The following is a 24,187-nucleotide window of genomic DNA, read 5'->3' as shown; positions in this document are numbered from 1 at the left end:
GATTGATTGTCCGATCCTTCGGTGAATTATTGTCTCGATGACATTTGCGAATGCGGGCAACCGGCAATGAATGAATTCTCGCGCTGGCTGGTTGCTAAGGCGCGGTGCTTACGAGACCGAGTACGCGCCGGGTACGCTGCGCGAGGAGATATTTGGGCACGGACGGGCACGCCTGCCCTCATCGCATCCCGCCGCGCGCGTCCGGAATCACGTTGCCGCGGAGCCGCAACGCGAAACCACATCGGCCTAGCCCCCATGCGCCTGCGCTCACCCGACCTCGAGCTTCGGCACCGCATGGCGCAGCCCGGCCTGCTCCATCAGCGGCAGCACACGCCGGCCGAAGAAATCGAGGTCGGGTTTGAAGTCGAAGAAGCTGAGCTGAAGCCCGTCGATCCCCGCCTTCTTGAGTTGCACGAACTGCTCCACGACCTGCTCGGGCGTCCCGATCACCTCGACGTTGCCGCCGATCGCGCGCCGCTTGGGCGCATCGCGACCGACGCGCCCCTTCCAGGCGTGCGCGTCGCTGGCAAAATTCTGCATGCTGGCGACGGGATCGAGATGCTCCACGATAGCGTCGTGGTATTGCCAGGTCTCGCGTTCGGTCTCACGGCAGACGACCATGGGGTTCAGCAAGGTGCGAACCTCGCGGCTGACATCGAGTGCCGATTGCTTAACGCGCTGGGCATGCGCCGGCAGCACCTCGATCGCGCTCTCGAACGACGAGCCCGCAGGACTGGTGATGAAAACGATGTCGGAATAGCGGCCGGCAAATGCGATGCCGGCATCCGAGCCGGTCGCGTTGACCAGGATCGGCCGGCCAAACCGCGGCTTGGGCGTCACGAAGGCATTGCTAAGACGCCAGGGCGACTGGCCGGAGAAGGAGAAGTTCTCCTCGTCGCTCCACAACCGCTGAAGCACCTCCAGGAATTCGGCGGCGAGCTCGTAGCGCCGGTCGTGCTCGATCTGATTCCAGCCGAACGCTTCGTGCTCGACGGCGCGGTGACCGGTCACGACATTGATGCCCCAGCGGCCTCCCGAGATGTGGTCCAGCGTCGCACCGTATTTGGCGAGATGCAGCGGATGGATCGGACCATAGAGGACATGGATGGTCGAGATCAGCATGATCCGCGACGTCACGGCAGCCAGCGAGGCCGTCGTGATGAAGGAATCGAGCGCCTGTCCGGTGAACACCCCGCCATAACCGCCCTTCGGCAGCCATTGCGACAGCGCGAACACAAGATCGAAGCCGAACGCTTCGGCCGCGAGCGTCAGATCACGGTTGTAGTCGAACGTCCAAGTCGTCGACCGCGGCAAAGTCGAGGCGCTCCAGCCGCCCGCCTGGATCGGCAGAAACAGGCCGAGCAGCAAGGGCTGCGTGAGCGACTTGGCGAGAGGACTTTCGGGAAACTGCGCGGGGCTCGGGAACACGGGCCAGCCAACGATTTCGCCCGGCTTGTGCACTATCGTCATGATCATATCCGCCTTGCTGACGCGTGGCATTCGCCACACGTCGGTGGTGTCGATGCAATCTCACGCGCGTGTATCGAGGTTGATGTCGGCCTTCGTCATTGTCAACCAAGTGACCAGCGCAGTGCCGCCCTGTCCTCGCGCGCACGCAGCATCACTCTCAAAAGCATCTTGCCGACGATCAACGGAAGTTAGAAAAATCATGTCGACTATCCAGCGCATCGCAAAGACTTTACGTCGTACGCTATGGCAAGCGATCCCGACCGTCATCGGAATCATCATCATCAATTTTTTTCTGCTGCAGCTCGCGCCAGGTGACGCTGCGGATGTTCTCACCGGCGAGTCGGGCTCCGCGACGATGGAGACGGTGGCCGCCTTGCGATCGCGTTTCGGCCTCGATCAGCCTGTCCTCGTGCAGCTTGTCGCCTATCTCGACAATCTCGCGCATTTCAGCCTCGGCAATTCGCCGCGCTACAATCTGCCCGTCGCCGACATCATCGGCCAGCGGCTGCCCGGCACCGTCACTTTGATGGCGACCGCTCTCGTCATCGCGCTTGCAGGCGGCATCGCGCTCGGCATCGTGATGGCGACTTTCGCCGGAAGATGGCCGGATCGGGTGATCTCGATCATCGTTACGTTGTTCTACTCGATCCCGGGGTTCTGGATCGGGCTCATGCTGATCCTGCTGTTCTCGGTCAAGCTTGGATGGCTGCCGAGCGGTGGCTCGACGACGATCGGCGCGACCAATAGTGGCTTCGCGGCCGTGCTGGACCGAGCGCGTTACATGATCCTACCGGCACTCTCGCTCGCGCTGTTCTACATCGCGATCTATTCGCGACTGGCACGCGCGGCGATGCTCGAGGCGCAGTCCCAGGACTACGTTCGAACGGCCGCCGCAAAGGGATTGTCGCCGTTCGCCATCACAGTGCGCCACGTCCTGCGCAACGCACTGCTGCCGGTCACTACGGTCGCTGGCATGCATTTCGGCGGCCTGCTCGGCGGCGCCGTGGTGGTCGAGACCGTCTACAGCTGGCCAGGCCTCGGCCGGCTCGCCTTCGAGGCGGTGATGAGCCGAGATTTCAGCGTGCTGCTTGGAATTCTCCTTCTATCCTCCCTGCTCGTGATCATCGCCAATATGACGGTCGATCTCGTGCAGGCTTGGCTCGACCCTCGCATCGAGACCCGTTGATCATGACCGACACCGCACTCCAATCCGCCGCATCGACCGTACGAAACACGACTGACAAGCCGGCGCCCGCGCCAGACAATGCCGACTGGCCGAACATCCATGCCCCGGACACGCGTGTCGTTGCCGATAATGCGGACCGCGCGCGACAGCATTTGTTCCGGCGCCTGATACGCAATCCATCCGTCATCGCCGGTGGCCTCCTCTTGCTTGCGATCGTTGTCGCAGCCGCGCTGGCGCCCGTGCTTTATCCGGCTGATCCCCTCGGAATGGTGGCACGCCCGCTGCTCTGGCCTGGACAAGATCTCGAATTTCCCCTCGGAACCGATTCACTCGGCCGTGACGTTGCGGCAGGCTTGATGCACGGCGCACGCGTGTCGCTGCTGATCGGATTTGTCGCCACCACAATCGGCCTCACGGTCGGCATCCTCATCGGCGCCACAGCCGGATATCGCGGCGGTCGTATTGACGACCTTCTCGTCCGCGTGATCGAATTGTTCCAAACGGTCCCGAGCTTCATCCTGCTCATCGTCCTCGTGGCGATCGCCCAACCGTCAATCGTGACGGTGACCTGGGCGATCGGGCTCGTCACCTGGCCGACGATCGCCCGGCTGGTGCGCGCCGAGTTCAGGGTGCTGCGCGAGAAAGAGTTCGTGATGGCCGCGAGGAGCCTCGGCTTTGGTCACACGCGGATCGTGATTCGCGAAATCCTGCCCAATGCCTTGCCGGCGATCATCGTCACGGCCTCGGTGATGGTGGCCTCCGCGATCCTGATGGAAGCCGCACTGTCGTTCCTCGGTCTCGGCGATCCGAACGTGGTGAGTTGGGGCAGCATGATCGGTTCGGGACGCGAGTTGATCAGGACGGCCTGGTATCTCACGGCCCTCCCCGGCGTCGTCATCGTCCTCACCGTGCTGTCGCTGAATCTGATCGGCGACGGCCTAACCGATGTGCTCAATCCTCGTTTCAGCCGGGAGCGTTGACGTGACGACCCTTCTCGACGTCCAGGACCTCACGATCGGTTTCCCGAACGCCACTCCCGTGCGAAACCTGACCTTCAGCGTTGCGCCGGCGGAGACGCTCGCCATCGTCGGCGAGTCTGGCTCCGGCAAGTCGCTGACCGCGCTGGCGCTGATGCAGCTGCTGCCGAAGACCGCACGCATCGCGTCCGGGCGCATCCGGAGCGGCGGCGAAGATCTCCTCGCGCTTTCCGAGATTGAGATGCGTCGCCGGCGCGGCCGCGACATTGCGATGATCTTCCAGGAGCCGATGACCTCGCTCAATCCCGTGCTGACCATCGGGCGGCAGATCACCGAGGTCCTCTATCTGCATCGCGGGCTGACCAAGGCCCAAGCGCAGCGCGAGGCGGCAGCGCTGCTCGATCTCGTCAAGATCCCGAATCCCGAGCGCTGCCTCGAAGACTACCCGCACCGGCTCTCTGGCGGGATGCGCCAGCGCGTCATGATCGCCATTGCGGTCGCGTGCCGGCCCAAGGTCCTCATCGCCGACGAGCCGACGACGGCGCTCGACGTGACGATCCAGGCGCAAGTACTCGAATTGCTGGACCGGCTGCGGCGGGAACTCTCATTGTCCCTCCTGCTCATCACCCACGATCTTGGACTCGTGGGTCAATGGGCCGATCGCGTCGTCGTCATGTATGCCGGCCGGAAGGTCGAGGAGGCCTCGCCCGACGAGTTGTTCCAGCGTCCGCTGCACCCCTATACACGGGGACTGCTGGCGGCATCGCCGCGCTTGCATGATCGGCTGCACTATAGAAACGCCCGATTGTCCGAGATACCCGGCAGCATCGCCTCTGCCGCCGCGCAAACGGGCTGCCCGTTCGCCCCGCGTTGCCCGCAGCGGTTCGCGCCCTGCCGGACCGAATTCCCGCACGAGCGGGAGCCGGCGCCCGGCCGACGTGTCGCCTGCCATGCCGAACCCGCCAATTCAGTTCACGGTGCGATCCATGACGCTGCTGTCAGTCTCTGATCTCAGGACAACCTATCGATCTGGCTCGACGCCGGTCCATGCGGTCGACGGTGTGTCGCTCGAGGTCGCGCCCGGCGAGACGGTCGGGCTGGTCGGCGAATCCGGTTGCGGCAAGTCGACGCTCGGCAAGACCATTCTCAGGCTGGTCGAACCGTCTGCCGGCAGCATCACCTTCGATGGCACCGATCTGACGACGCTGCCCGAGACGCAATTGCGGAGCTACCGTCGACGGTTGCAGATGGTGTTTCAGGATCCGTTCGCATCACTCAATCCGCGGCAGACGATCGGCGATATCCTGGGCGCGCCGCTGGATGTCCATCGTATTGGATCGCGCCGCGAGCGGCGCCAGCGCGTCGGGGAGATCCTGTCGCAAGTCGGCCTCCCGGAAGACTCCGCATCGCGCTACCCCCACGAATTCTCGGGCGGGCAACGCCAGCGGATCGGCATCGCGCGGGCCCTGATCCTGGGGCCAGACCTGATCATCTGCGACGAACCCGTGTCCGCGCTCGATCTGTCGGTGCAGGCCCAGGTCCTGAATTTGCTGGCCGACATCAAGCGCAAGCTGAAACTGTCATTGCTGTTCATCTCGCACGACCTTTCGGTGGTGCGCTATCTGTCGGACCGGGTTCTGGTGATGTATCTCGGGCGCATCGTCGAAGCCGGCACTCACGAGCAGATCTGGAAGAACCCGCTGCATCCCTATACCCGCGCCCTGATCGACGCGGTGCCAGACCCGGCCCGTCGCCGTTATGCGGCGCCCCTGCCAGGTGACCTTCCGGACCCCCGCAATTCGGCCAGCGGTTGCCGTTTTCGACCGCGCTGTCCGCTGGCGACCGAGCTCTGCGCGCGGCAGGATCCGGCGCTACGCGCCAGCCCGTCGGGCCAGCGCGTGGCCTGCCATCACGCCGAGCTTCCGGCGAGCTAACCCGAACTCAGCTACGCAGCCATATCCATGCTGACGCTTCGGGACGATGGCTCGTGCCAACACGGTGGCCGGCCGGCCGCGATTTTTTTGAGCCCCGGCTTAGCGATGGATATGCGGGAACGTGTAACGATCGGCGAGATACCGAAGTATCCGTTCCGATTGATCGATGAAGCGCCGGCCGTTAGCCACGTCCGCATCTTCAGGAACGGGCTTGGTCTCATCGAAGACCAGAACCGGAAGCGATTGATGCTGTTCGCCCAGGAGCTCGACGATCTCCGTGCGTGGACGCGCAAACGGCAGCCGCTGAACCTCGATCTGCGTTGCCAATCCCGGGAATGAGGCCAGCAGTCCCTCGATCGCGTTGCAATGAGGGCAGACGAAGAATCTGCCGGGCTCCGCCGGATCCTCGAATCCCGGTTTCAACAGGAATAGCCTATCTCCACTCATGGCCGTTCTCCTCTCACGGTGTCCCGATACGATACTGTCCGGGCGGAGGCGTTCCATTGACGGCGAAATCGCCGACAATGCGATCCCGGTAGACGCGTGGGTTGTGGGTCGCGATCGTCCTGGCATTCCGCCAGTAGCGATCGAGCGCCAGATTCTTCGCCGTCGAAGAGGCTCCAAGTGCGTCGAAGATGATCGTCGTCGCCTCCAGCACGAGGTCCGACACCACAGTCACCGCCTGGTCGAGCTCGATCTCGGCGATTGCGATCGTAGCCGCGATTCGATCGGCATCGCGCGCGAGATGCGCCTCGTGTGCACGCTGCAGCGATTCCGCGACCTTCAGGACGATCGCACCAGCCGAATAGGCGTTGCCACGCACCCGACCGATCACCTGGAGAATCTGAGGGTCAGTTGCCGCGCTATTGGCATTTCCATGACTAAACACGCGCGTGCGTTTCCTGACCAGTGCCGACACATCATTGGCCGCCGCGCGAGCAATTCCAGCGAGCGTTGCGAGATGAACGAGTTGATAGAACGGATTAGAATATTTGAAACGCTCGTTGACCGGAACGACTTGATTTCCTTCTACCGGAACATCGGTGAATAAGGTCGTTCCGCTCGCGGTCAGGGCCTGACCGAAACCGTCCCAATCGTCGAGAACCTCGACACCCGGCGCATGACGCGAGACCACCACGGCGACTGGATCGCCATTCTCGTGTTGGGCTGCGACATTGATCCAGTCCGCAAACAGCGTCCCGGTCGTGTAATATTTCTTGCCGTTCAGGATCAGCTGACCGTTCCTGTTCGAAACGGTCGTCGAAAACGCCTGAACTTTGGCATCACCGACCTCGCTGTGCCCGTTTCCAAAGAATGTCTTCTCGCCGATCCGACGCAACCAGGTTTCACGACGCGCGGCATTGGACGAGTTGACGACGTCCTCGGTGAAACCAAAATGCGACCTGACCGCATTAGTGACATTGGAATCGGCCTCCGACAGCTCGATCAGGAGATTGAACACTTCCGGAAGACTGGCTCCCGCGCCGCCGAAATCTCTCGGTACACGCACGGCGGTAAAGCCCGCCTCGCGCAGGGCCTTAATCTCGTCATAGGGCAGACGACGCTCCGTATCGCGCGCGACGGCTCCTTCCCTTATCGACCTGAACAGCGGTCGGAAGGGCTCCGCGAGAGCTTCATAGCGTGCCGAGGGACCACTCCCCCAGGCGAGATCGATCTGCGACATGATCATCCTTTCATCGCGCTCGAACCCATCTGCATCGTGCGGGCAGCGAATGCTTGTCGGACCAAGCCTCTGCTCGCCTTTAAATCAATTCCAGCGCTGTCTTGCAGCGGCAGCGCAACGCGAAAGATCGCGCGAGACTGCGCTTCTGGCAATTTCGGATATTTGCACCGCGAGAGGCGAAGCTTCCCGCCGGGCTCGACGTCAAAGAAGAATTCGTTCGACTGTAGGCGAATGATTCAATTGCGATGCAACCTTCGCCGGCACCTATCACAAACGTTCTTCATCGAGCGGCCTCGGAGATTCTTTTGCTCTCGCCGCCGAACGGTGCAGCAGAATCTGGCAAATCGTTCGGCTACAGCAGACGGCGATGTTCAGCGGCAGTTTTACCGTGGTATTTTCATCTATCCCGCCTCAGCTGCGGGGATAGTCAGACCTGCCAGTTACCTTTCCCGTACAACGAGGTGCCAAACATGACCGACGCTTCGCTACAATTCGCTGACACCGGCCGGCGCCTCGATGCGGTTGATCGCAAGATCCTGGCCGTGTTGCAGCAGGATGCGTCGCTTTCGGTTGCAGAGATCGGCGGCCGGGTGGGCTTGTCATCCACGCCCTGCTGGAAGCGAATCCAGCGGCTCGAAGCCAGCGGAGTGATCCTCAAGCGCGTTGCGTTGGTGGACCAGAACAGGCTCGGCCTCGACCTCTCCGTCTTTGTATCGGTGGAGAGCGCCGACCACTCGGATGGCTGGCTGAGACGCTTCGCCGAAGCCGTGAGCGCCATGCCCGAGGTGATGGAATTTTATCGTATGGCCGGTGACGTCGATTACATGCTGCGCGTTGTCGTTCCGGACATGCAGCACTACGACATTTTCTACAAGAAGCTGATCCACTCGGTTCCGCTGAAGAACGTGACCTCCCGCTTTGCAATGGAAAAGATCAAGTCGATTACGGCCTTGCCGGTGCCGGCCGAAATGGCCAATTGAGCGGCATCCCTGTTGTAACTACGCTCTACCTTCCGCTGCGGAGTGAATGCGGCTCCAAACAACCCCATGCACAGTAGCCGCGGCTTGTCGGATCAAGGGCTTGCACGATCGACAGTGGGCGCACCACAACGCATCGGGCAAAGCCGTTTGACACGTCGGGCAAAACACCTGCATGATGCCATCGTCGGAGCATAGCGCGATGGGAAATTAACCTCGCGAACCTCGCAACACTGCATTAGCGTTCCATCGGTTCTGCTCGCGGACAAGGGGGCAGCGGAGCCACCAGCTCTCCGGAGTCATCTGGATGCCAACGACGCCCCACGACGACCTCCTTCTCTGGCACGCTCTTCACCGTCTCGAGGTGAGATATTGGTACGACGTCGACTTCAACGACGGTCGCACGGCCCATGACTTTTTCACGCCGGACGGCGTCAAGATCGTGGGTCACAACCGGTTTGAAGGACGTGAAGGAATTCGGGCCTTTTATGAGTGGCGCGCCAGCCAAATCGGCGAGAAGGCAGTGGATCAATTGGCAATCAGCGGCGTGAAGGCGGTGCGCCACCTGGTCACCAATCTGCACGTCGCTTCGAGCTGCGATCGCTCCGCGACAGTAGTTGGCATCATCGTTTTCTATGGCGGCCTGACCTATCCATCCACGCGTCAGTCAAATCCTCCCATGATGGTGGCAGATTTGATCAATGAGTGCGTGTTGAACGACGACAATGTGTGGCGATTCAAATCACACACGCTCGAGCCCGTATTCATGAGTGCGGCCCCACCGCCGTCAATGGAGATCGATCCCATTTTCCTGAAGGACACCTGAGGTTCTCCTTTGGGGAATATCCAGCCTTTATCATGAGCGATCCGATTGAGATAAATCGACGCAACTGGGATGAACGCGCGATTATCCATGCGCGCGATGCGACGGGGTTCTATCGTCTTGATCGCGTACGATCTAACCAAGACAGACTGGATTCAATCGAGGCTGCCGAGCTCGGCGACATTTCGCAAAAGAAGGTTCTTCATCTCCAATGCCACATCGGGACCGACACGCTGCGACTGGTTCGACTGGGCGCGGTCGCCACCGGCCTCGATTTCTCTGCCGAAGCAATTCGCATTGCGAGACGGCTCGCTGAAGACGCAGGGCTCGAGGCCGACTTTGTGCAAGGGCGCGTGGATGAAGCGCCTCGGCTGGCGCCCGGACCATTCGACTTGGTCTACAGTACCTGGGGAACCATTTGTTGGCTGCCGGACCTCACCGTTTGGGCACGCGTCATTGCGGCTGTGCTTGCGCCCGGCGGGGATCTGTATTTCGCCGACGCACACCCGAGTTTTCTGGTCATGGAGGCGCGGGACGGCAGGCTCGAGCCAGTCTTTGATTATCAAACGCCCAGCAATCGTCCTCTCGAATTCACGAGCGAAACGACCTACACCGGCGATGCAACCGTCATGACACATCAATCGACGCGTGAGTGGATACACCCGCTGTCGGCGATCATGGAGGCGTTGATTGGCGCCGGACTCACAATCAAGATGTTCCATGAACATGAGGTGCTTCCCTGGCAAGCTTTGCCGATCATGATGCCCACATCCGACGGTCGCTGGCGCCTTCCTGATGGACATCCCCGCTTTCCATTATCGCTCTCATTGAGAGCGCGGAAAGAGTAATTGGGGCGACTCGGCTGAACTCCAGATCAAGTCGGTAACGGGAGGTCAGCCGCCGGAGCGGCTCTGACACGCGCAATCTCGTGGTGGAGAATCACTTCCTTGATGATGAAAGCGAGGAATTTTTCGGCAAAGTCCGGGTCCAGGTTGGCGGCCCGCGCAAGTAAGCGGAGCCTCTCTACCTGCTGTCCCTCGCGAGCCGCGTCAGAAGACGGCAGGTCAAGGCGGACTTTCAGTTCTCCCACCCGTTGGGTGCACTTAAATCGTTCTGCGAGGATGTGGACCAAAGCTGCGTCCAGATTGTCAATGCTGTCGCGAAGAGCTTGCAGTTCTGGCTGAGTTTCCATTTATCTCGGTCCCGGCGGTCACGTGCGGCTCTTACAGGCTAACCTAGATTTGAGATGGGCCCAAGGCAAGGCAACAGCTCGGCGGCGTGCACTGGGGCGAAGGTCGCCGCGCACCGTGGTCCCATGCTCCTTTCAGAGCCTGAGCGCAAGCCTCAAGGTCATCATTGGTCCATATGCAACGCTCGTCATGCTCCGAGTTGGGCCGGCCATGCCGGAGAGCATTCTCTTTGGTCCAGATGACCCTGCCTCTGCAATGTGACGCAATCGGCGCTGCTGCATCGGCTACATTGCCTGTAGTGTTTAACCATTCGCTTGTGCGGGAGCGCTCCATGACTGTCCAATCAATCGCGACGATCCGCGGCTATCATGCTCATATCTATTTCGACGGCCCAGAGCAGCGCCGGGTTGCCGAGATTCTCCGCGACGAGATCGCACAGCGGTTCTCGGTCTTGGTCGGACGCTGGCACGACCGCCTGATTGGCCCTCACACGAGACCGATGTATCAGGTCGCGTTCGCGGTCGCCGAATTCCAACGATTTGTGCCGTGGCTAATGATCAACGGGCGCGGGCTTGCGGTGCTAGTCCATCCTGACACGGGGCATCCGCGATCCGACCATTTGGAGCATGCGATCTGGCTGGGTGAAATCCTCGAGATCAACGCCGAGCCGCTGCGTGAAAATGCTGAGGCAGAAGCTGCGATCGTCCCCAACACGAATCCGAACCTCGCACCTTGATGTTGATTGATCAAAGTTCGATCCGGGATGGCCTCCTAATCCACCTGGCCCTCGACGATGACGAGATTTCCGCTCGAGCTCTTCAACCGAAGTCCTATGATCTTCTGGTACTCCGCCGAGCCATACCAGGATTGTGCGGCTTCACGCGACGGGAATTCGATAATCACGAGACGCGAGTGCGGCCACTCCCCCTCCAGTCGCGTCAACTGACCGCCACGCGTGACGAACCGTCCGCCAAACGCCTCGAGCGTAGCAGGAACGGCGCGTCGATATTCCGAGAACGTGGGCTCATCCGTTATTGTTTCGGCTGCAACGACAAACGCTTTCATCATCGTCTCTCCGCCAGATGTGATCGAGTCAATCGGGTCCCGGTATCGTGCAGCTCTAGTTGAGCCCGCCAAGGTGACGATCGACGAACTCGGCAATCAGAGCCGAGACCTCGGCCGGCCAGGGCCGACCACATCCGCCTGTCGGCCACACCAGTGTAGAGAAAGACGACCGGAGCGCCATCGCCGACAATGTTAGCAGCGAGGACGGCGCGACCGGACACGAGCTCGCGATTGAAGCTCACTGCGAACCCAGCCAACCATCACATATTGCGGCCGAAGACACGGCCGGAACATTGCTACACGCCCATTCAGTTTCGGTCCAGGAAACTCTGCACCTCGCGGAAGAGCACATCGCGTCCGGTCTCGACCTCGACGAAATGCGTCGCGCGCGGAATCTCGATCAGATGGCGCACGGGCGCATTGCGTAGCAGGGCGAACAGCGCCTGCGACTGGCTGAGCGGGGTCAATTCATCCCATTCACCGCGAATGATGAGCGTCGGCGCGGAAATCTTGCCGGGATCGTAGATCGCTTTGTTAGCGCTCCAGTACTCGGCGCCATCGGCAACGACGCCGGTCGGGGAGCGGAAGCGCGGCGGATTATGCGCCCTGGCATCCGGCTGGACCGCGAGGAGGGCCTGCTCCCAGATCTTCTTCGATGCCGGCGGGAAGATCGCCTCGGCCTGCCCGTCCGGAACACCGGTCTGAAGGCGCTCGAGCGCGGTGTCGCTGGTCCATTCCTGCCAGGCCGCCTCCGGGATATTGCCGCCCGACGACGACAGCCAGGGCGGCGCCAGCAGAACCAGTCCGGCGACAAGTTGCGGCTGTGCGGCCGCGTAGCTGCCGGCGATCAGCGTTCCCCAGGACCAGCCAATCAGCTGCAATTTCGAGATCTTGCGTTCGGCGAGGATGTGGTTGACCGCAGCACCGAAATCCTCGACCGCCTCCTTGGTCGTCGCAAACGGCTTCGATTGATCTGTGGGTGGCGTCGATCCGCCATAGCCTCTGACGTCGACTAGCCAGACGTCGTAACCTTGCGCTGCGATGTAATCCGCCCAGGATCCCTGCCCCAGAGCGAGATCGAACACGGTTTCCGACGGTTGGGTCGAGCCATGAACATAAAGGACCGTGCGGGAGGCCTCGAACTTCGTCAGATCCTTCGGCCGCTTGTTGCGCAGGAAAATCTGAACGCCTGGCGTTGCAGACGCGACATGATAGTCCTGCGAGACCAGTTGACGCGGCTCTTTGGCCGATGCCGGCAACCACGCAGCCGAGAGCGATACCAGCAGCGACGACAACAACAAGTGCTTCATGTGAACTTCCTCAAGGCCCGACGATTTCATCGGAATTCTGCGGCCAACTATTGGCGCATTTCGGCGTTCGCACTCGTCATCGTCAATTCCAAATAGTCGCACGTACTGAGAATGATTCAGCTCTGCCCCATCGGCAGATAGTGAATTTCGTCAGCGCAGTTTTCGGCGCGCTTTTGAAGGATGAAACTCATTCACGACACGCGGCCGAAACGTAATTCATTGCATCGGTCAGGTGCACGCTGAAATGAATTTCTTATTTTCCGGACGAGATTGACTCGACGCCGCCACGGTGACGATCTGCACGCCTTCATTGTTGAAGGTGCATCATGACGACGAACATTCGCGCAAGCAGGCTGGGACGACGTGACGTGCTTCGGCTGGGGCTCGGCGCGGGCGCGTTGTCACTTTCAGCGGGACACGGCCGCGCAGAGAGCGTCGCGAAGCCCGATGTCGTCCGCATCGGCTATCTAACCGCCGCACGGGCCTGGGTGGTCGGCAAGACCGACGGCAGCTTCGACAAGGCGCTCGGCGCCAAGGTCGAGTGGGTGCCCTTCCCGTCAGGCGGACCTGCCCTGTCGCTGCTCGCCGCCAAGCAGATCGACTTCGCGATCTTCGGCAACACACCGATCGTGGCCGGGCTGTCGCGAAAACTGCCCATTCAAATCCTGGGTTCGCCGGAGATCGTCGCCACCAGCGAGCGGCTGGTCGCCAAGGCCGGCATCACCACACTCAGGGATCTCGAGGGCAAGCGCATCGCGGTTGCGCCCTCCTCCACGATGGCCTTCGCGCTGGAAGCACTGATCCGTATCAACAAGCTCGACGCCGGCAAGATCAAGCGCCTGCCGCTGAGCCAGCCGGACACGATCGCCGCCTGGAAGCGTGGCGATATCGACGCGACCTATATCAACGGCCCCTTCTGGGCGGAGCTTCTGGCGGACGGCGGCCAGCAATTGCTCGTCTCCGAACAATTGCAGCCCTCGGGCATCTTCGTCTGGAACAGTGCCGTGGTGCGGAGCGAATTCGCCGAGCGATATCCAGAGACCGTGGTCACCTGGCTGCAGACCGTTCAGGCGCAGTTCGATCGATACCGATCCGATCCGGAAGGCATCTCGCGGATTCTGGCGAAGGATTTTGGCGCCCCGTTCGAAGCCGTGCGCGACACGCTGGCCGGGCTGCGTTATCCCACCTTCCAGGATCAGCTTGGTCCGAAATATTGGGGCGATGGACCGGGTGCCGCAAAGGACGCGCCGCTCATCAAGTCGCTCGGCGATGCCGCCGCGTTCCTGGCCGAGACGGGCGAGATCAAGCGCGACGACGTTCCCGCCTCATTCATCCCTGCAGTGAACTACGCCCTACTGCGGCGCGCGTTCCCGTCTTGAACGCCATTCGTCGTTTTCTGATCGGATTCGCTGCGGTCGCCGTCGTCACGCTGACGTGGGAGATCGCCGGGCGCAGCCATCTGGTGGAACCGCTGTTGCTTCCACCGCCGTCCGAGATCGTGACGACCGCGATTGATCTGGTCCGGGACGGCTACCGCGGGACGCCGCTCTGGCAGCATCTCGCGCTCAGCCTCGCCCGTGCGCTGGGCGCGTTTGCGATCGCCACCCTGGTCGGCGTGCCGCTCGGGCTTGCGATGGGAACGGCGCCAGGCTTTGGCGCCGTGCTCGACCCGTTCGTGCAGTTTCTGCGGCCGCTCCCGATGCTGGCATTGATCCCCCTCGTGATCCTCTGGTTCGGCATTGGCGAGACTTCAAGGGTTCTCCTGATCTTCATCTCCGCCGCGCTCAGCATCATCGTCGGAACGGCGGCCGCGGTCGGCACGGTGCAGCGACAGCGGATCCGTGCCGGCCGGGCGCTCGGTGCCCACGGTCTGACGCTGTTTCGCTACGTGATCCTGCCCCACATCCTGCCCGAACTGTTCGTGACGCTGCGCCTATCCTTCGGGATCGGCTGGACGACGCTGATTGCAGCCGAGATGATCGCCTCCGACGCCGGAATCGGCTGGATGGTCGTCAACGCCGGCGCCTATCTGCGCACTGACGTCGTCATGCTCGGCATAGTCCTGCTCGGTGGCACGGGTTACGCGCTGGATCTCGTGCTGGTCGGACTGCAGCGCTGGGTGGCACCCTGGTCGGGGTGCGCCTGAGATGACGAGCCCTCCACTCATTGTCCTTGAGACCATCGAAAAGCGCTTTGACGACCGCCGCGCCCGGCGCACGACCGTTGCACTTGATGGCCTTTCACTGAACGTGGCCGAAGGCGAATTCGTGTGCCTGCTGGGACCCAGCGGTTGCGGCAAATCAACCGTGCTCGACCTGCTGGCGGGTTTCGAGCAACCCACAAGGGGACGCGTGACGATCGCCGGCAAGCCGATCGGACGCCCCTCGCCCGATCGCGGAATCGTATTTCAGGAAGCGACGCTATTCCCATGGCTGTCGGTCATCGACAACATCACCTTCGCATCGCGCCTGGCCGGACGCCCTGCGTCCGAGTACCGGCCGCGCGCGCAAGAGCTGATCGAGATGATGGGGCTGCGCGGCTTCGAGCATCACGCCGTCTATGAACTCTCCGGCGGGATGCGCCAGCGCGTCGCGATCGCCCGCGCCTGGATCTCGCAGCCGCTGCTGCTCTTGATGGACGAGCCATTCGGAGCACTGGATGCCCAGACCCGGCTCGCCATGCAAGAATTGCTGCTGGCCGCGCGCGAACAACGCCGCTCCACCGTGCTGTTCGTCACGCACGACATCGAAGAAGCGCTGTTCCTGTCGGATCGCATCGCCATCATGAGCGGCCGTCCCGGCCGCATCGTCGAGGAGATCGTGGTTCCCTATCCGCGGACGCGCACCTACCAGGAGATCATCGCGACGCCTTCGTTCGGCGAGCTGAAACGGTCGATCCTGGCGACGCTGCGCGAGCAGGCCGCACGCCCTCAACGTACAACATTGGAAGGCTTGTCACATGGTCACGACCAACGATCGAACCCGCCGTATCATTGATCGGCGACGCGTCCTGCAAGCGGGGGCCGGCGTGCTCGCGCTGCCGCTCGCCGGCGCGCCCGTGCGCGCGGCCGAGGCACGGCGCGGCGGCACGCTGACGGTCGTCACGCAAGGAGAGCCGCGAACGCTCGTTCCCCTGTTCGACACCAACACAAACACACGCAATATCAGCACCAAGGTCACTGAGGGCCTTCTGACCTACAGCGCAGACTTCACACCGCGACCGCTGCTGGCAACGGCCTGGAACGTCAGCGCAGACGGGCTCGAATACGCCTTCGCCCTGCGCCCGGGCGTCAAATGGCACGATGGTGCGGATTTCACATCCGCCGACGTCCAGTTCTCACTCCAAGCCCTGCAAAAGGTGGGGCCGCGCGGCCGGATCAGCTTCGCCAATCTCGATCGCGTGGAAACGCCTGATGCGCTGACCGCTGTGGTGAAGCTGTCGAAGCCGACGCCCTATTTCCTGAAGGCACTCTCAGCCGCAGAATCCCCCATCCTTCCGCGTCACGCCTATCAGGGCGACAATCTCGACGGCAGCGCCAACAACAACGCACCGATCGGGACCGGACCGTTTATCTTCGAGGAATGGAAACGCGGCAGTCACATCAGCCTGCGCCGTAACCCGCAATATTGGCGGCCCGAGCGGCCTTATCTGGATCGCGTCGTCGTCAAATTCGTCGCCGATCCCGCCGCGGCTTCCGCAGCGCTCGAAACCGGAGAGGCCGACGTTAGCGGCACCCTCTCTCTGGCCGACGTAAAACGCCTGGCTGAGGGCGGGAAGTTCGTCGTTTCCTCCCAGCGGGACGCTTATCTCAACAATGCCGCAGTGCTCGAGTTCAGCCTCGACAACCAGTACCTCGCCCAACGCGCCGTGCGGCACGCCATCGCGCGCACGATCGATCGCGATTTCATCCGGCAGTGGATCTATTACGGCTATGCCAGCCAAATCCGTTCGCCGATCCCCGAAGTGCTCTCGTCCTATTTCGACCCGACGAGCTTCGATCATCCCTTCAATCTCGACGAAGCGAACCGCCTTCTCGACGAGGCCGGACTAAAGCGCGGCAGCGGCGGCATCCGGTTTGCGTTGAAGCTGACCTTCATCCCGGGCGCGGCCTTCAAGGCGACCGCCGGCTATCTGCGGTCCGCGCTCGGTCGCGCCGGCATCCGCGTCGACATCCTCGATGGCGATCTCGGCACCTTCATCAAGCGGGTCTATTACGACCGCGATTTCGACATCAACCTGAATGGGCTGGGCTTGCTGTTTGATCCGACGGTCGGCGTGCAGCGGATCTACTGGTCCGACGGGATCAAGCACCCGCTGCCCTATGTCAACGCGGCCCACTACAACAATCCGGCGGTCGATGACCTGTTCCGGCAGGCCAGTATCGAGCCTGACGAGGCGCGGCGGGCCGATCAATTCCGGCAAATCCAGAAGATCGCCAGCGATGATCTGCCCGCTCTGCCCCTGGTGGCGCTGGAGACGGCCCTCGTCAGCAATGCGCGCGTGCGCGATCTCTACAACAGCGTCGACCTGACGGCCGGAGACTTCTCCGACGCCTGGCTCGACCGCTGACCGGAGCGCCGCGGGGCAGATTTGCACCCGCGGCGCTTCAACGTCATTTGACCGATGGAATCCAGGGTGCGGTGGCCGCCTCGCTGGTCCTGAAGGCCGGGACCTTGGCCGCCAGATCCTCGATGGTCTTGATGTTGTTGTCGACAAGATCCGCCCGCGTCACCAGACGCGGCTGCACCAGCACGGAGCGACCCGGATCCTGACCGGCCACGAGCAGCGACACCGCACGCACGGAGACTTCACCGACAACCGCCGCGTTGGTGGCCGCCGTCGCCACCCACGGGCTCTTCGGTTCGATGATCGCCTGAATGTCCGACGTGGAGATATCGACACCGTAGATCTTCACCTTGTCGGCAACGCCCAACTCGTCGATCGCGAGCTTCACTCCGCGCGCGAACTCATCCCACGGCGTGAAGATGGCCGTGATTTCCGGATGCGCCCGGAGCACGGCCTTGGTCTGGTCGGCCACCGAAGCCGGCACGGAATCGTTCACGACGCCCCAGACCGCGCGTTCCTCCAGACCATGGGTCCTTCCGAACTCCTTCCAGACGGCATAGCGACGATCGAGCGGCGCAAAGCCCGCGACATAGACGACACCGCCCTTGATTCCGTGGCCCTGTTCCTTGATCGCCTGATCGAGCACAAGGCGCGCCATGTCGGCATCGCTCTGCTCGACCTGCGGGATCTTCGGATTGTCGAGATTGACATCATAGGCGACGACCTTGATGCCGGCATCGAGCGCCTTTTGGGCGACGTCCTTCAAGGCCTCAGGCTTGCCGTTGTTGATGATGAGGCCGTCGACCTTCTGATTGATGGCATCCTCGATCAGCCGGCGCTGGGCATCGGGATCCTGACGCGCTTCGGAGATGCGCAGGTCGATGTTGAGGGCATCGGCCTGCCGCTTGGTCCCTGCTTCGAAGGCCTGGAGCCAGTCGCCGCCACCGATGAAGTTGACGACGGCGATCTTCACGCCGCCCTTTTCAAACGGCGCCGGTGCCCCCGGAAGCCCGCCAGCCGATACGGGTGCGGAGAGCGCCAGCATCGCAGCGCCGGCGAAGATCGCGGATTTAAACTTGATCATTCTCATGTCCTCAACACTCAAGAGTTCATTCCAAAATCCAGGCGGCCTTCGCGGCCGACGACGAACCGAATGACGGAATCTTGGCCGAGAGCTCCTCGACGGTCTTCACACCGCTCTCGGCCAACGCCTTCTGGGTCAGCAGTACGGGCGACACGGTGATCGCGTGACCGGGATCCGTGCCGGCCACGGCAAGGGCGGCCGCGCGGATCGAAACTGCGCCCACCACCGCCGGGTTGGTCGCAACCGTCGCCACCCACGGACTGTTCGGCTCGGTGATTTCATGGATGTCCGCCGTGGAGACGTCGGCCGAATAGATCTTCACCTTGCCCTGCAGCTCCAGTTCGTTCACGGCGAGCTTCACGCCGCGCGCGAATTCATCGTAGGGAGCAAAGACGACGGTAATTTCCGGGTGCGCGCGAAGCACAGCCTTGGCCTGATCGGCAACACCGGCCGCGGTCGTGGCGTTGACGATGCCGAACCGGGCGGCTTCCTTGATGCCGGGATACTTCTTCTTGAACTCTTCCCAGACCTCGTTGCGGCGGTCGAGCGGCGCAAAGCCGGCCACATAGACATAGCCGGCGGCAAAGCTCTCGCCATTCTCCTTCACCGCCTGTTCGAGCGCTAGGCGAGCAAGCTGGTGATCGCTCTGCTCGACTTGCGGGATTTTTGCATTGTCGAGATTGACGTCGAAAGCGACGACCTTGACGCCAGCATCGACGGCCTTCTGGGCGACGTCTTTCAGCGATTCCGGCAAACCGTGGTCAATCACGATGGCCTTGACGCCCAGGGTAACGGCCTGTTCGATCTGCGAGCGCTGTTCTGCGGCATCCTGCTTGCCCGGGAAGATGCGCAGGTCGATGCCGAGCTTCTTGGCCTGGGCCTGCACGCCCGACTGGTAGGCCTCGAAGAAGTCGCCGCTGGAGATATAGCTGACGAGCGCTACCTTGACGCTGCCCTTATCGAAAGGCGGTGGTGCACCGGCGATGCCCTCGGCGCCGGCGGGAGCGATAGCGATCACAGCCGTAAAGACAGCAGCAGGCAGGAACGTGCGCAAATTCATGGTGGATTCCCCGGTTCTTCTGGTGAGTGAAGGATTCAACGCCTCCGGCGCGCGGAGCCGTAGGTGAGAGCAAGGGCACCGACCAGCACGACGCCCTTGACGAAGTCCTGCGTGTAATAGGGTACGTTCAGCATGGTCAGGCCGTTCAGAAGAACGCCGACGAAGATCGCACCCACGACCGTCCCCAACACGTTGGGGCGGCGAGCATTGAGCACCGCATAGCCGATCAAGGACGCCGCCACGGCGTCGAGCAGAAGCGATGCGCCCGAAGACACGTCGCCGCGACCGACGCGGGCCGCGACAATGACGCCGCCGAGGGCGGCTAGGCTGGCGGACAGGCCGTAGGCCAACACTTTCAGCCGGCCCGACGCCGCGCCAGCAAGATGGGCGGCCAGTTCGTTGCCGCCGACCGCGAAGATCAACCGGCCAAACCTCGTCCGTTCGGTGAAGATTCCGGCGACGATCGCGACCAGGAGCATGATCAGGACTGGAAGCGGCACCACATCGAACAGGCGCGTCCGGCCAAGGCTCAGAAACGCAGGGTCGAACACACCGTTCGCAGCTTTTCCATCCGGCAAGATGAGGCCCGTGGCGATGGAGCGTCCCGCCGTGGGGATGAGCTGAAGCCCGGTGAGGAGAAAGTTCACCGCGAGCGTCGCGAGCAGGTCGGGTACGTTAAGCCGTACGATGAGAAATGCGTTGATGAGACCAACGCCAAGGCCGAGTGCGAGGACGAAAAGAACCGTCTCGACCGCGCCGAAGTGCCAGACCACCATGGCGTAGCTTGCCGTCATGACACTGGACGCGGCGACAGCACCGACAGACAGGTCGAAACCGCCGACCGCAATCGAGATCGTCACGCCGACCCCGATGATCGCCACCACCGAGACGGCCTGCAAGACACTCATAACATTCGGTAGCGTCAGGAAGGCTGTCTCACGCAACGAGAAGACAACGATCAGGCCAACAAGAAGCGCGAACACGGCCCAGCGACGCACATATTCGAACAGAGATTGATTGGCCGTACGCGTGGGTGTTGCGGCGAGTAGTTCCGTCGTAGCGGTCATGAATCAGGATCCTGCTGATATCGCGACGGTGTCGCCTGCGGCATGAAGTCCGGTTTCGTCGAGAAGGAGCACCCGGTCTGCGACCTCGAAGGCCTCCTCCGCGTCCGATGTGGCGATGAGCGTGGCGACGCCCTGCTGCGCGCGAATTGCCGCGATGATGTCGGCCCTTGCTCCGACATCGACACCCTGGAAAGGCTCATCGAGCAGGAGCAGCCGCGCAGGCTCCGCCTGCCAGCGCGCGAGAACAACCTTCTGCTGATTGCCGCCGGATAACGTGTCGAGGCGAGCGAACGGACCGGAGGCGCGAATGCCGAGGCGCGACACGGCGCGGTTTGCCGCCTGCCGCTCCCTGTTGCCCAGCAAAAGGCCGAACGGAAACCAGCGTCGAAGATGCGGCAAAGCGATCGTGGCGGCCACGGTCCCTCCCGGCCAATCCGACGGCACAAACGAGGTTCGCTTGCGGTCTTCGCCGGCCAGGAAGACCCCACTGGCGATCGCATCGCGGGGTGAAGCCGGACGGAACGGCTCGCCGTCCAGCTCGATTTCGCCCGCATCCGCGGTCTGGCTGCCGAACAGGATGTTCAACAACCGGCTCTTGCCGGATCCGAGCGGACCGATCAGCGCGACGACCTCCCCTTCGCGGACGTCGAGATCGATCTGGCGACTGTCGGGGAAGAAGCGGAGTTTGCGGATACGGAGCCTCGATGCGCCCCCCGGGCGTGACGGCGGCCTGACGCTCGCGACCGGCCGGCCGATCATTGCTTCGAGAGCGACCGAATAATTGATCGGGCGCGACTGGGTTGCAACCACGCGGCCGCCGCGCAGCACGACCACGCGGGTCGCGAGCCGCGCCAGATCGGCCGTGCGATGCGAGATGTAGATGATGGCAAGGCCGCGCCCGGCCAGACCTTCCAGGATCGAGAAGAGCCGATCGGCCTCCGACGCCGACAGGCTCGCGGTCGGCTCGTCCAAAATGAGGAGCTTCGGATCGGCCGAGAGCGCACGCGCGATCGCAACCAGTTGGCGCTCCGCCGGTCCGATATCGCCAAAATCCGCGTCGAGCGGCAGATCAAAGCCTGCACGACGGGCGATGATCCCGGCCTCGCTCCGAACCGACTTCCGTGAGACAAGCAGCCCCGCGCGGCCGTCAGCGAAGCGATCAAGCAGAAGCGCATCGGCAACGGTAAGCCCGGGAACCCCGGCCCGGTCAGTGGCCTGATGGATCGCAACGACGCCTCCCGCGATCGCATCTCTTGGCGACGCCGGCCGAAATGGTGCATCGTCGAGCTGCACCTCACCGGCGTCAGCGTGCAGAGCGCCGGCAAGGATGTTGACCAGCGTCGACTTTCCCGCGCCGTTCGCGCCCATCAGCCCGACGATCTCGCCCGCACCAACTGTGAGCGCGACGTCATCGAGCGCAACGGTCGGACCAAAGCGCTTTGATAATCCGCGAACCTCCAGCCCTTTGCCGGGAGTGATGTGCGCCGTCCACGTATTCGATTGCACCAGCTAACATTCCCGCAAGGCCTACGATGATGATCGTATCGGCAAACCTGGCGGAATGGTTTTCAAACTAGGAGCGTTGAAAGAAACATCTGCATCGAAATACGCCGCATCTCGACAATGACAATTCTCTACGCGATGACGTCCCCTTACGCGCTCAAGCGTATGGACTTCGCACACGCGGCCAACCGAAATGTCCGCGCAAGGTGTCTGCCTCGTAATCGCGCCGGAACAGCCCCCGCTCCTGCAGGATCGGAATGACCTGCGAGGTGAAGTTGACGAGCTCGCCGGGGAAATAAGCCGGCATGATGTTGAACCCGTCGGCGGCGCCGTTCTCGAACCACGCCTGCAATTCGTCGGCGACCTCCTCGGCCGTGCCCAGGAGAACGTGATGCCCGCGCGATGTTGCGACGCGCTGGGCGAGCTGACGAATCGTGAGGTTTTCGCGTCGCGCGAGCTCGATCAGCAGCTTTTGCCGGCTCTTGAGCTGCTCGGTTTCAGGCAGGTCCGGAAGCGGGTCGTCGAGGTCGAACGCGGATATGTCGTGGCCGAGCCGCTCGGACAGAAGCGGTAGCACCTCCGCTGCGTCGGTCCAGCGCTCGAGCTGATCAAGCTTCTCCTGCGCCTCCTTCTTCGTTCGGCCGATGATCGGAAGGAAGCCCGGCATGATCGCGATGTCATCAGCCGTGCGGCCATGCGCCGGAAGTTGCGCCTTTAGCGCGGCGTAAAAGCCTTGCGCCTCCGCAAGCGTCTGCTGCGCGGTGAAGACCACATCGGCAGTTCGTGCCGCGAGAGCCTGTCCCCGATCGGACGAACCGGCCTGAATGACGACCGGATGTCCCTGCGGCGAACGGGGGATGTTGAGCGGACCTTGGACCGAGAAATAGCGGCCGTTATGGTTCAAGGGGTGCAGCTTCTCCGGAACATAGTAGACGCCCGTCTCCTTGTTCTTGGGCAGGGCGTCTTCCTCCCAGCCATCCCAAAGCCCCTTCACGACGTCGACAAATTCTTCGGCCACGGCATAACGGTCAGCGTGGTCCAAATGAGCGTTGCGACCGAAATTGGCAGCGGTCCGGGCGTAGGAGGTGGTCACCAGATTCCAAGCCGCGCGCCCGCTGCTAAGATGATCGATCGACGCGAATGCGCGGGCGAGATGGAACGGATCGCCATAGGTGGTCGATGCCGTCGCGGCGAGACCGATCCTGCTCGTCACGGTCGAGAGCGCGCCAAGCAGGGTCAGCGGCTCAAGCCGCGCAGCCGTCGAGGGATGGTGGCCCTTGCCGCTCGTCAGACCGTCGGCGAGAAAGACCAGATCGAACTTCGCCTGCTCGGCCAGCCTTGTGACCTCGAGCAAATGGCCAAAATTGTCGCTGCCGGAACGCGCATCCGGATGGCGCCAGCCCGAGGCATGATGGCCGGCACCCTGCAGGAACAGGCCGAGATGAATTTGACGCTTGAAGGAGCTCATGATGGACAATCAGCCTGGACGAGTGGAGTTGAGAGGCAGGGCAGGTCAGGCGCCCTGCCGGGCGCCTCGGATGAAGGCTTGCAGCCGCGACGGGGCCTGCGGCCCAAACGCCAGCGCCGGTGTGTCGTCGAGCGCGATCTTTCCGTCTTCGACGAACAGGATACGGTCGCTACATTCCTCGGCAAACCGCATCTCATGCGTGACGAGAATTCCGGTCAATCCGTCAGCGACCAATTCCTTGATGACGGAAAGGACCTCGCTCACCATCTCGGGATCGAGCGAGGACGTGACTTCGTCGAACAGCACGAGGTCCGGCCGCATCGCCAGCGCGCGGGCGATGGCGACGCGCTGCTGCTGGCCGCCTGACAATTGCGATGGATAGGCCTTCTCCTTGCCGCTGAGATGCACCCGGCTCAACAGCTCACGCGCCAAGGCTTCCATTTCTGCGCGCGGCTGACCCAGAATCCGGATCGGCGCGATGGTGATGTTCTCGAGCACCGTGAGGTGCGGAAAGAGATTGAACTGCTGGAACACGAAACCGATCTTCTTGCGAAGCGCAATGCGCTGCGCTTCGGTCGTAAGAGCAGTCACCTCGATGCCGTTGACGGCGATCTGGCCCTGCTGCGGCACGATGAGGCCGTTGATGCAGCGAAGGATAGTCGACTTTCCAGTTCCGGAGGGACCGATGATGGAAATCGTCTCGCCTCTCCTGACGTCAAAATTGATGCCCTTCAGCACCGCCGTCGCGCCGAAACTCAAGTGCACGTCACGGAGTCGGACCAGCCGCGCAGAGTCGTCAATGGAAGAAAGAATGGTAGTCATG

At 62.4% G+C, this 24,187-nt stretch carries 24 protein-coding genes; 12 read left to right on the top strand and 12 right to left on the bottom strand.

The window, feature by feature from the left end; translation table 11 throughout:
• Positions 1-267 precede the first annotated feature (267 nt).
• Entirely contained in the window at positions 268-1,470 is a 1,203-nt protein-coding gene (locus SO140_RS13140) for an LLM class flavin-dependent oxidoreductase (protein WP_498542663.1), read from the bottom strand.
• A gap of 199 nt (positions 1,471-1,669) precedes the next feature.
• On the opposite strand from SO140_RS13140, the gene SO140_RS13135 reads away from it, so the two are divergent.
• Genes SO140_RS13135 through SO140_RS13120 form a run of 4 tightly spaced genes read left to right on the top strand, consistent with a single transcriptional unit; the run spans position 1,670 to position 5,567 of the window.
• Complete coding sequence (locus tag SO140_RS13135; protein WP_498542662.1) at positions 1,670-2,656, top strand: ABC transporter permease; 987 nt, start codon at positions 1,670-1,672, stop codon at positions 2,654-2,656.
• 2 nt (positions 2,657-2,658) lie between these two features.
• Positions 2,659-3,636: an ABC transporter permease gene (locus SO140_RS13130; RefSeq protein ID WP_498542661.1), complete on the top strand. Its 978-nt coding sequence runs from the start codon at positions 2,659-2,661 to the stop codon at positions 3,634-3,636.
• 1 nt (position 3,637) lies between these two features.
• Entirely contained in the window at positions 3,638-4,642 is a 1,005-nt protein-coding gene (locus SO140_RS13125; protein ID WP_498542660.1) for an ABC transporter ATP-binding protein, read from the top strand.
• Entirely contained in the window at positions 4,620-5,567 is a 948-nt protein-coding gene (locus SO140_RS13120) for an ABC transporter ATP-binding protein (RefSeq protein WP_498542659.1), read from the top strand. The genes SO140_RS13125 and SO140_RS13120 overlap by 23 nt, the downstream gene beginning before the upstream one ends.
• Positions 5,568-5,666: 99 nt before the next feature.
• Here the strand turns inward: SO140_RS13120 and SO140_RS13115 are convergent, their stop codons facing one another.
• Positions 5,667-6,014 carry a DUF3088 domain-containing protein gene (locus SO140_RS13115; RefSeq protein ID WP_498542658.1) on the bottom strand — a complete coding sequence of 116 codons (348 nt, stop codon included), beginning with the start codon at positions 6,012-6,014 and terminating at the stop codon, positions 5,667-5,669.
• Positions 6,015-6,027: 13 nt separating this feature from the next.
• Positions 6,028-7,251 carry an acyl-CoA dehydrogenase family protein gene (locus SO140_RS13110; RefSeq protein WP_498542657.1) on the bottom strand — a complete coding sequence of 408 codons (1,224 nt, stop codon included), beginning with the start codon at positions 7,249-7,251 and terminating at the stop codon, positions 6,028-6,030.
• 470 nt (positions 7,252-7,721) lie between these two features.
• Here SO140_RS13110 and SO140_RS13105 point away from each other — a divergent pair, with 470 nt between their 5' ends.
• The 3 genes from SO140_RS13105 (at position 7,722) to SO140_RS13095 (ending at position 9,899) form a co-directional block, all read left to right on the top strand.
• Positions 7,722-8,231: an Lrp/AsnC family transcriptional regulator gene (locus SO140_RS13105; RefSeq protein ID WP_498542656.1), complete on the top strand. Its 510-nt coding sequence runs from the start codon at positions 7,722-7,724 to the stop codon at positions 8,229-8,231.
• Between the two features lie 304 nt (positions 8,232-8,535).
• Positions 8,536-9,054, top strand: a complete 519-nt coding sequence (locus tag SO140_RS13100) for a nuclear transport factor 2 family protein (RefSeq protein ID WP_498542655.1) — start codon at positions 8,536-8,538, stop codon at positions 9,052-9,054.
• A gap of 32 nt (positions 9,055-9,086) precedes the next feature.
• Positions 9,087-9,899, top strand: a complete 813-nt coding sequence (locus tag SO140_RS13095) for a class I SAM-dependent methyltransferase (protein WP_498542654.1) — start codon at positions 9,087-9,089, stop codon at positions 9,897-9,899.
• Between the two features lie 26 nt (positions 9,900-9,925).
• Here the strand turns inward: SO140_RS13095 and SO140_RS13090 are convergent, their stop codons facing one another.
• Positions 9,926-10,243: a chorismate mutase gene (locus SO140_RS13090; RefSeq protein ID WP_498542653.1), complete on the bottom strand. Its 318-nt coding sequence runs from the start codon at positions 10,241-10,243 to the stop codon at positions 9,926-9,928.
• A 236-nt stretch (positions 10,244-10,479) separates the two neighbouring features.
• On the opposite strand from SO140_RS13090, the gene SO140_RS13085 reads away from it, so the two are divergent.
• Positions 10,480-10,977: a DOPA 4,5-dioxygenase family protein gene (locus tag SO140_RS13085; RefSeq protein ID WP_498542717.1), complete on the top strand. Its 498-nt coding sequence runs from the start codon at positions 10,480-10,482 to the stop codon at positions 10,975-10,977.
• Positions 10,978-11,012: 35 nt separating this feature from the next.
• Here SO140_RS13085 and SO140_RS13080 read toward each other — a convergent pair whose 3' ends face one another.
• Positions 11,013-11,309: a DUF1330 domain-containing protein gene (locus tag SO140_RS13080; protein ID WP_498542652.1), complete on the bottom strand. Its 297-nt coding sequence runs from the start codon at positions 11,307-11,309 to the stop codon at positions 11,013-11,015.
• Positions 11,310-11,614: 305 nt separating this feature from the next.
• Entirely contained in the window at positions 11,615-12,616 is a 1,002-nt protein-coding gene (locus SO140_RS13075; RefSeq protein ID WP_498542651.1) for an alpha/beta hydrolase, read from the bottom strand.
• A gap of 326 nt (positions 12,617-12,942) precedes the next feature.
• Here SO140_RS13075 and SO140_RS13070 point away from each other — a divergent pair, with 326 nt between their 5' ends.
• Genes SO140_RS13070 through SO140_RS13055 form a run of 4 tightly spaced genes read left to right on the top strand, consistent with a single transcriptional unit; the run spans position 12,943 to position 17,185 of the window.
• A complete protein-coding gene (locus SO140_RS13070) occupies positions 12,943-13,995 on the top strand; it encodes a taurine ABC transporter substrate-binding protein (RefSeq protein ID WP_498542650.1) in 1,053 nt (350 codons plus the stop codon).
• Positions 13,992-14,762: an ABC transporter permease gene (locus SO140_RS13065; protein ID WP_498542649.1), complete on the top strand. Its 771-nt coding sequence runs from the start codon at positions 13,992-13,994 to the stop codon at positions 14,760-14,762. Before SO140_RS13070 ends, SO140_RS13065 begins: the two co-directional genes overlap by 4 nt.
• A 1-nt stretch (position 14,763) precedes the next feature.
• Positions 14,764-15,612 carry an ABC transporter ATP-binding protein gene (locus SO140_RS13060; RefSeq protein WP_498542648.1) on the top strand — a complete coding sequence of 283 codons (849 nt, stop codon included), beginning with the start codon at positions 14,764-14,766 and terminating at the stop codon, positions 15,610-15,612.
• The gene (locus SO140_RS13055) at positions 15,575-17,185 is read left to right on the top strand and encodes an ABC transporter substrate-binding protein (RefSeq protein ID WP_498542647.1); all 1,611 of its coding nucleotides are present in this window, start codon (positions 15,575-15,577) and stop codon (positions 17,183-17,185) included. The genes SO140_RS13060 and SO140_RS13055 overlap by 38 nt, the downstream gene beginning before the upstream one ends.
• Before the next feature lie 43 nt (positions 17,186-17,228).
• Here SO140_RS13055 and SO140_RS13050 read toward each other — a convergent pair whose 3' ends face one another.
• The 6 genes from SO140_RS13050 to SO140_RS13025 form a co-directional block, all read right to left on the bottom strand.
• Positions 17,229-18,266: a substrate-binding domain-containing protein gene (locus SO140_RS13050; protein ID WP_498542646.1), complete on the bottom strand. Its 1,038-nt coding sequence runs from the start codon at positions 18,264-18,266 to the stop codon at positions 17,229-17,231.
• Positions 18,267-18,291: 25 nt separating this feature from the next.
• A complete protein-coding gene (locus SO140_RS13045; RefSeq protein WP_498542645.1) occupies positions 18,292-19,326 on the bottom strand; it encodes a substrate-binding domain-containing protein in 1,035 nt (344 codons plus the stop codon).
• Positions 19,327-19,361: 35 nt separating this feature from the next.
• Positions 19,362-20,393 carry an ABC transporter permease gene (locus SO140_RS13040; RefSeq protein WP_498542644.1) on the bottom strand — a complete coding sequence of 344 codons (1,032 nt, stop codon included), beginning with the start codon at positions 20,391-20,393 and terminating at the stop codon, positions 19,362-19,364.
• Between the two features lie 3 nt (positions 20,394-20,396).
• Positions 20,397-21,899 (bottom strand): sugar ABC transporter ATP-binding protein, encoded by a 1,503-nt coding sequence (locus tag SO140_RS13035; protein WP_498542643.1) that lies wholly within the window; start codon positions 21,897-21,899, stop codon positions 20,397-20,399.
• Between the two features lie 154 nt (positions 21,900-22,053).
• The gene (locus SO140_RS13030; protein ID WP_498542642.1) at positions 22,054-23,364 is read right to left on the bottom strand and encodes an LLM class flavin-dependent oxidoreductase; all 1,311 of its coding nucleotides are present in this window, start codon (positions 23,362-23,364) and stop codon (positions 22,054-22,056) included.
• Between the two features lie 45 nt (positions 23,365-23,409).
• A complete protein-coding gene (locus SO140_RS13025; RefSeq protein WP_498542641.1) occupies positions 23,410-24,186 on the bottom strand; it encodes an amino acid ABC transporter ATP-binding protein in 777 nt (258 codons plus the stop codon).
• Position 24,187 lies beyond the last annotated feature (1 nt).

Source organism: Bradyrhizobium sp. UFLA05-108 (assembly GCF_059803455.1).
The sequence above is the reverse complement of the archived record's forward strand: the minus strand, read 5'-3'. Positions and strand labels throughout refer to the sequence as shown.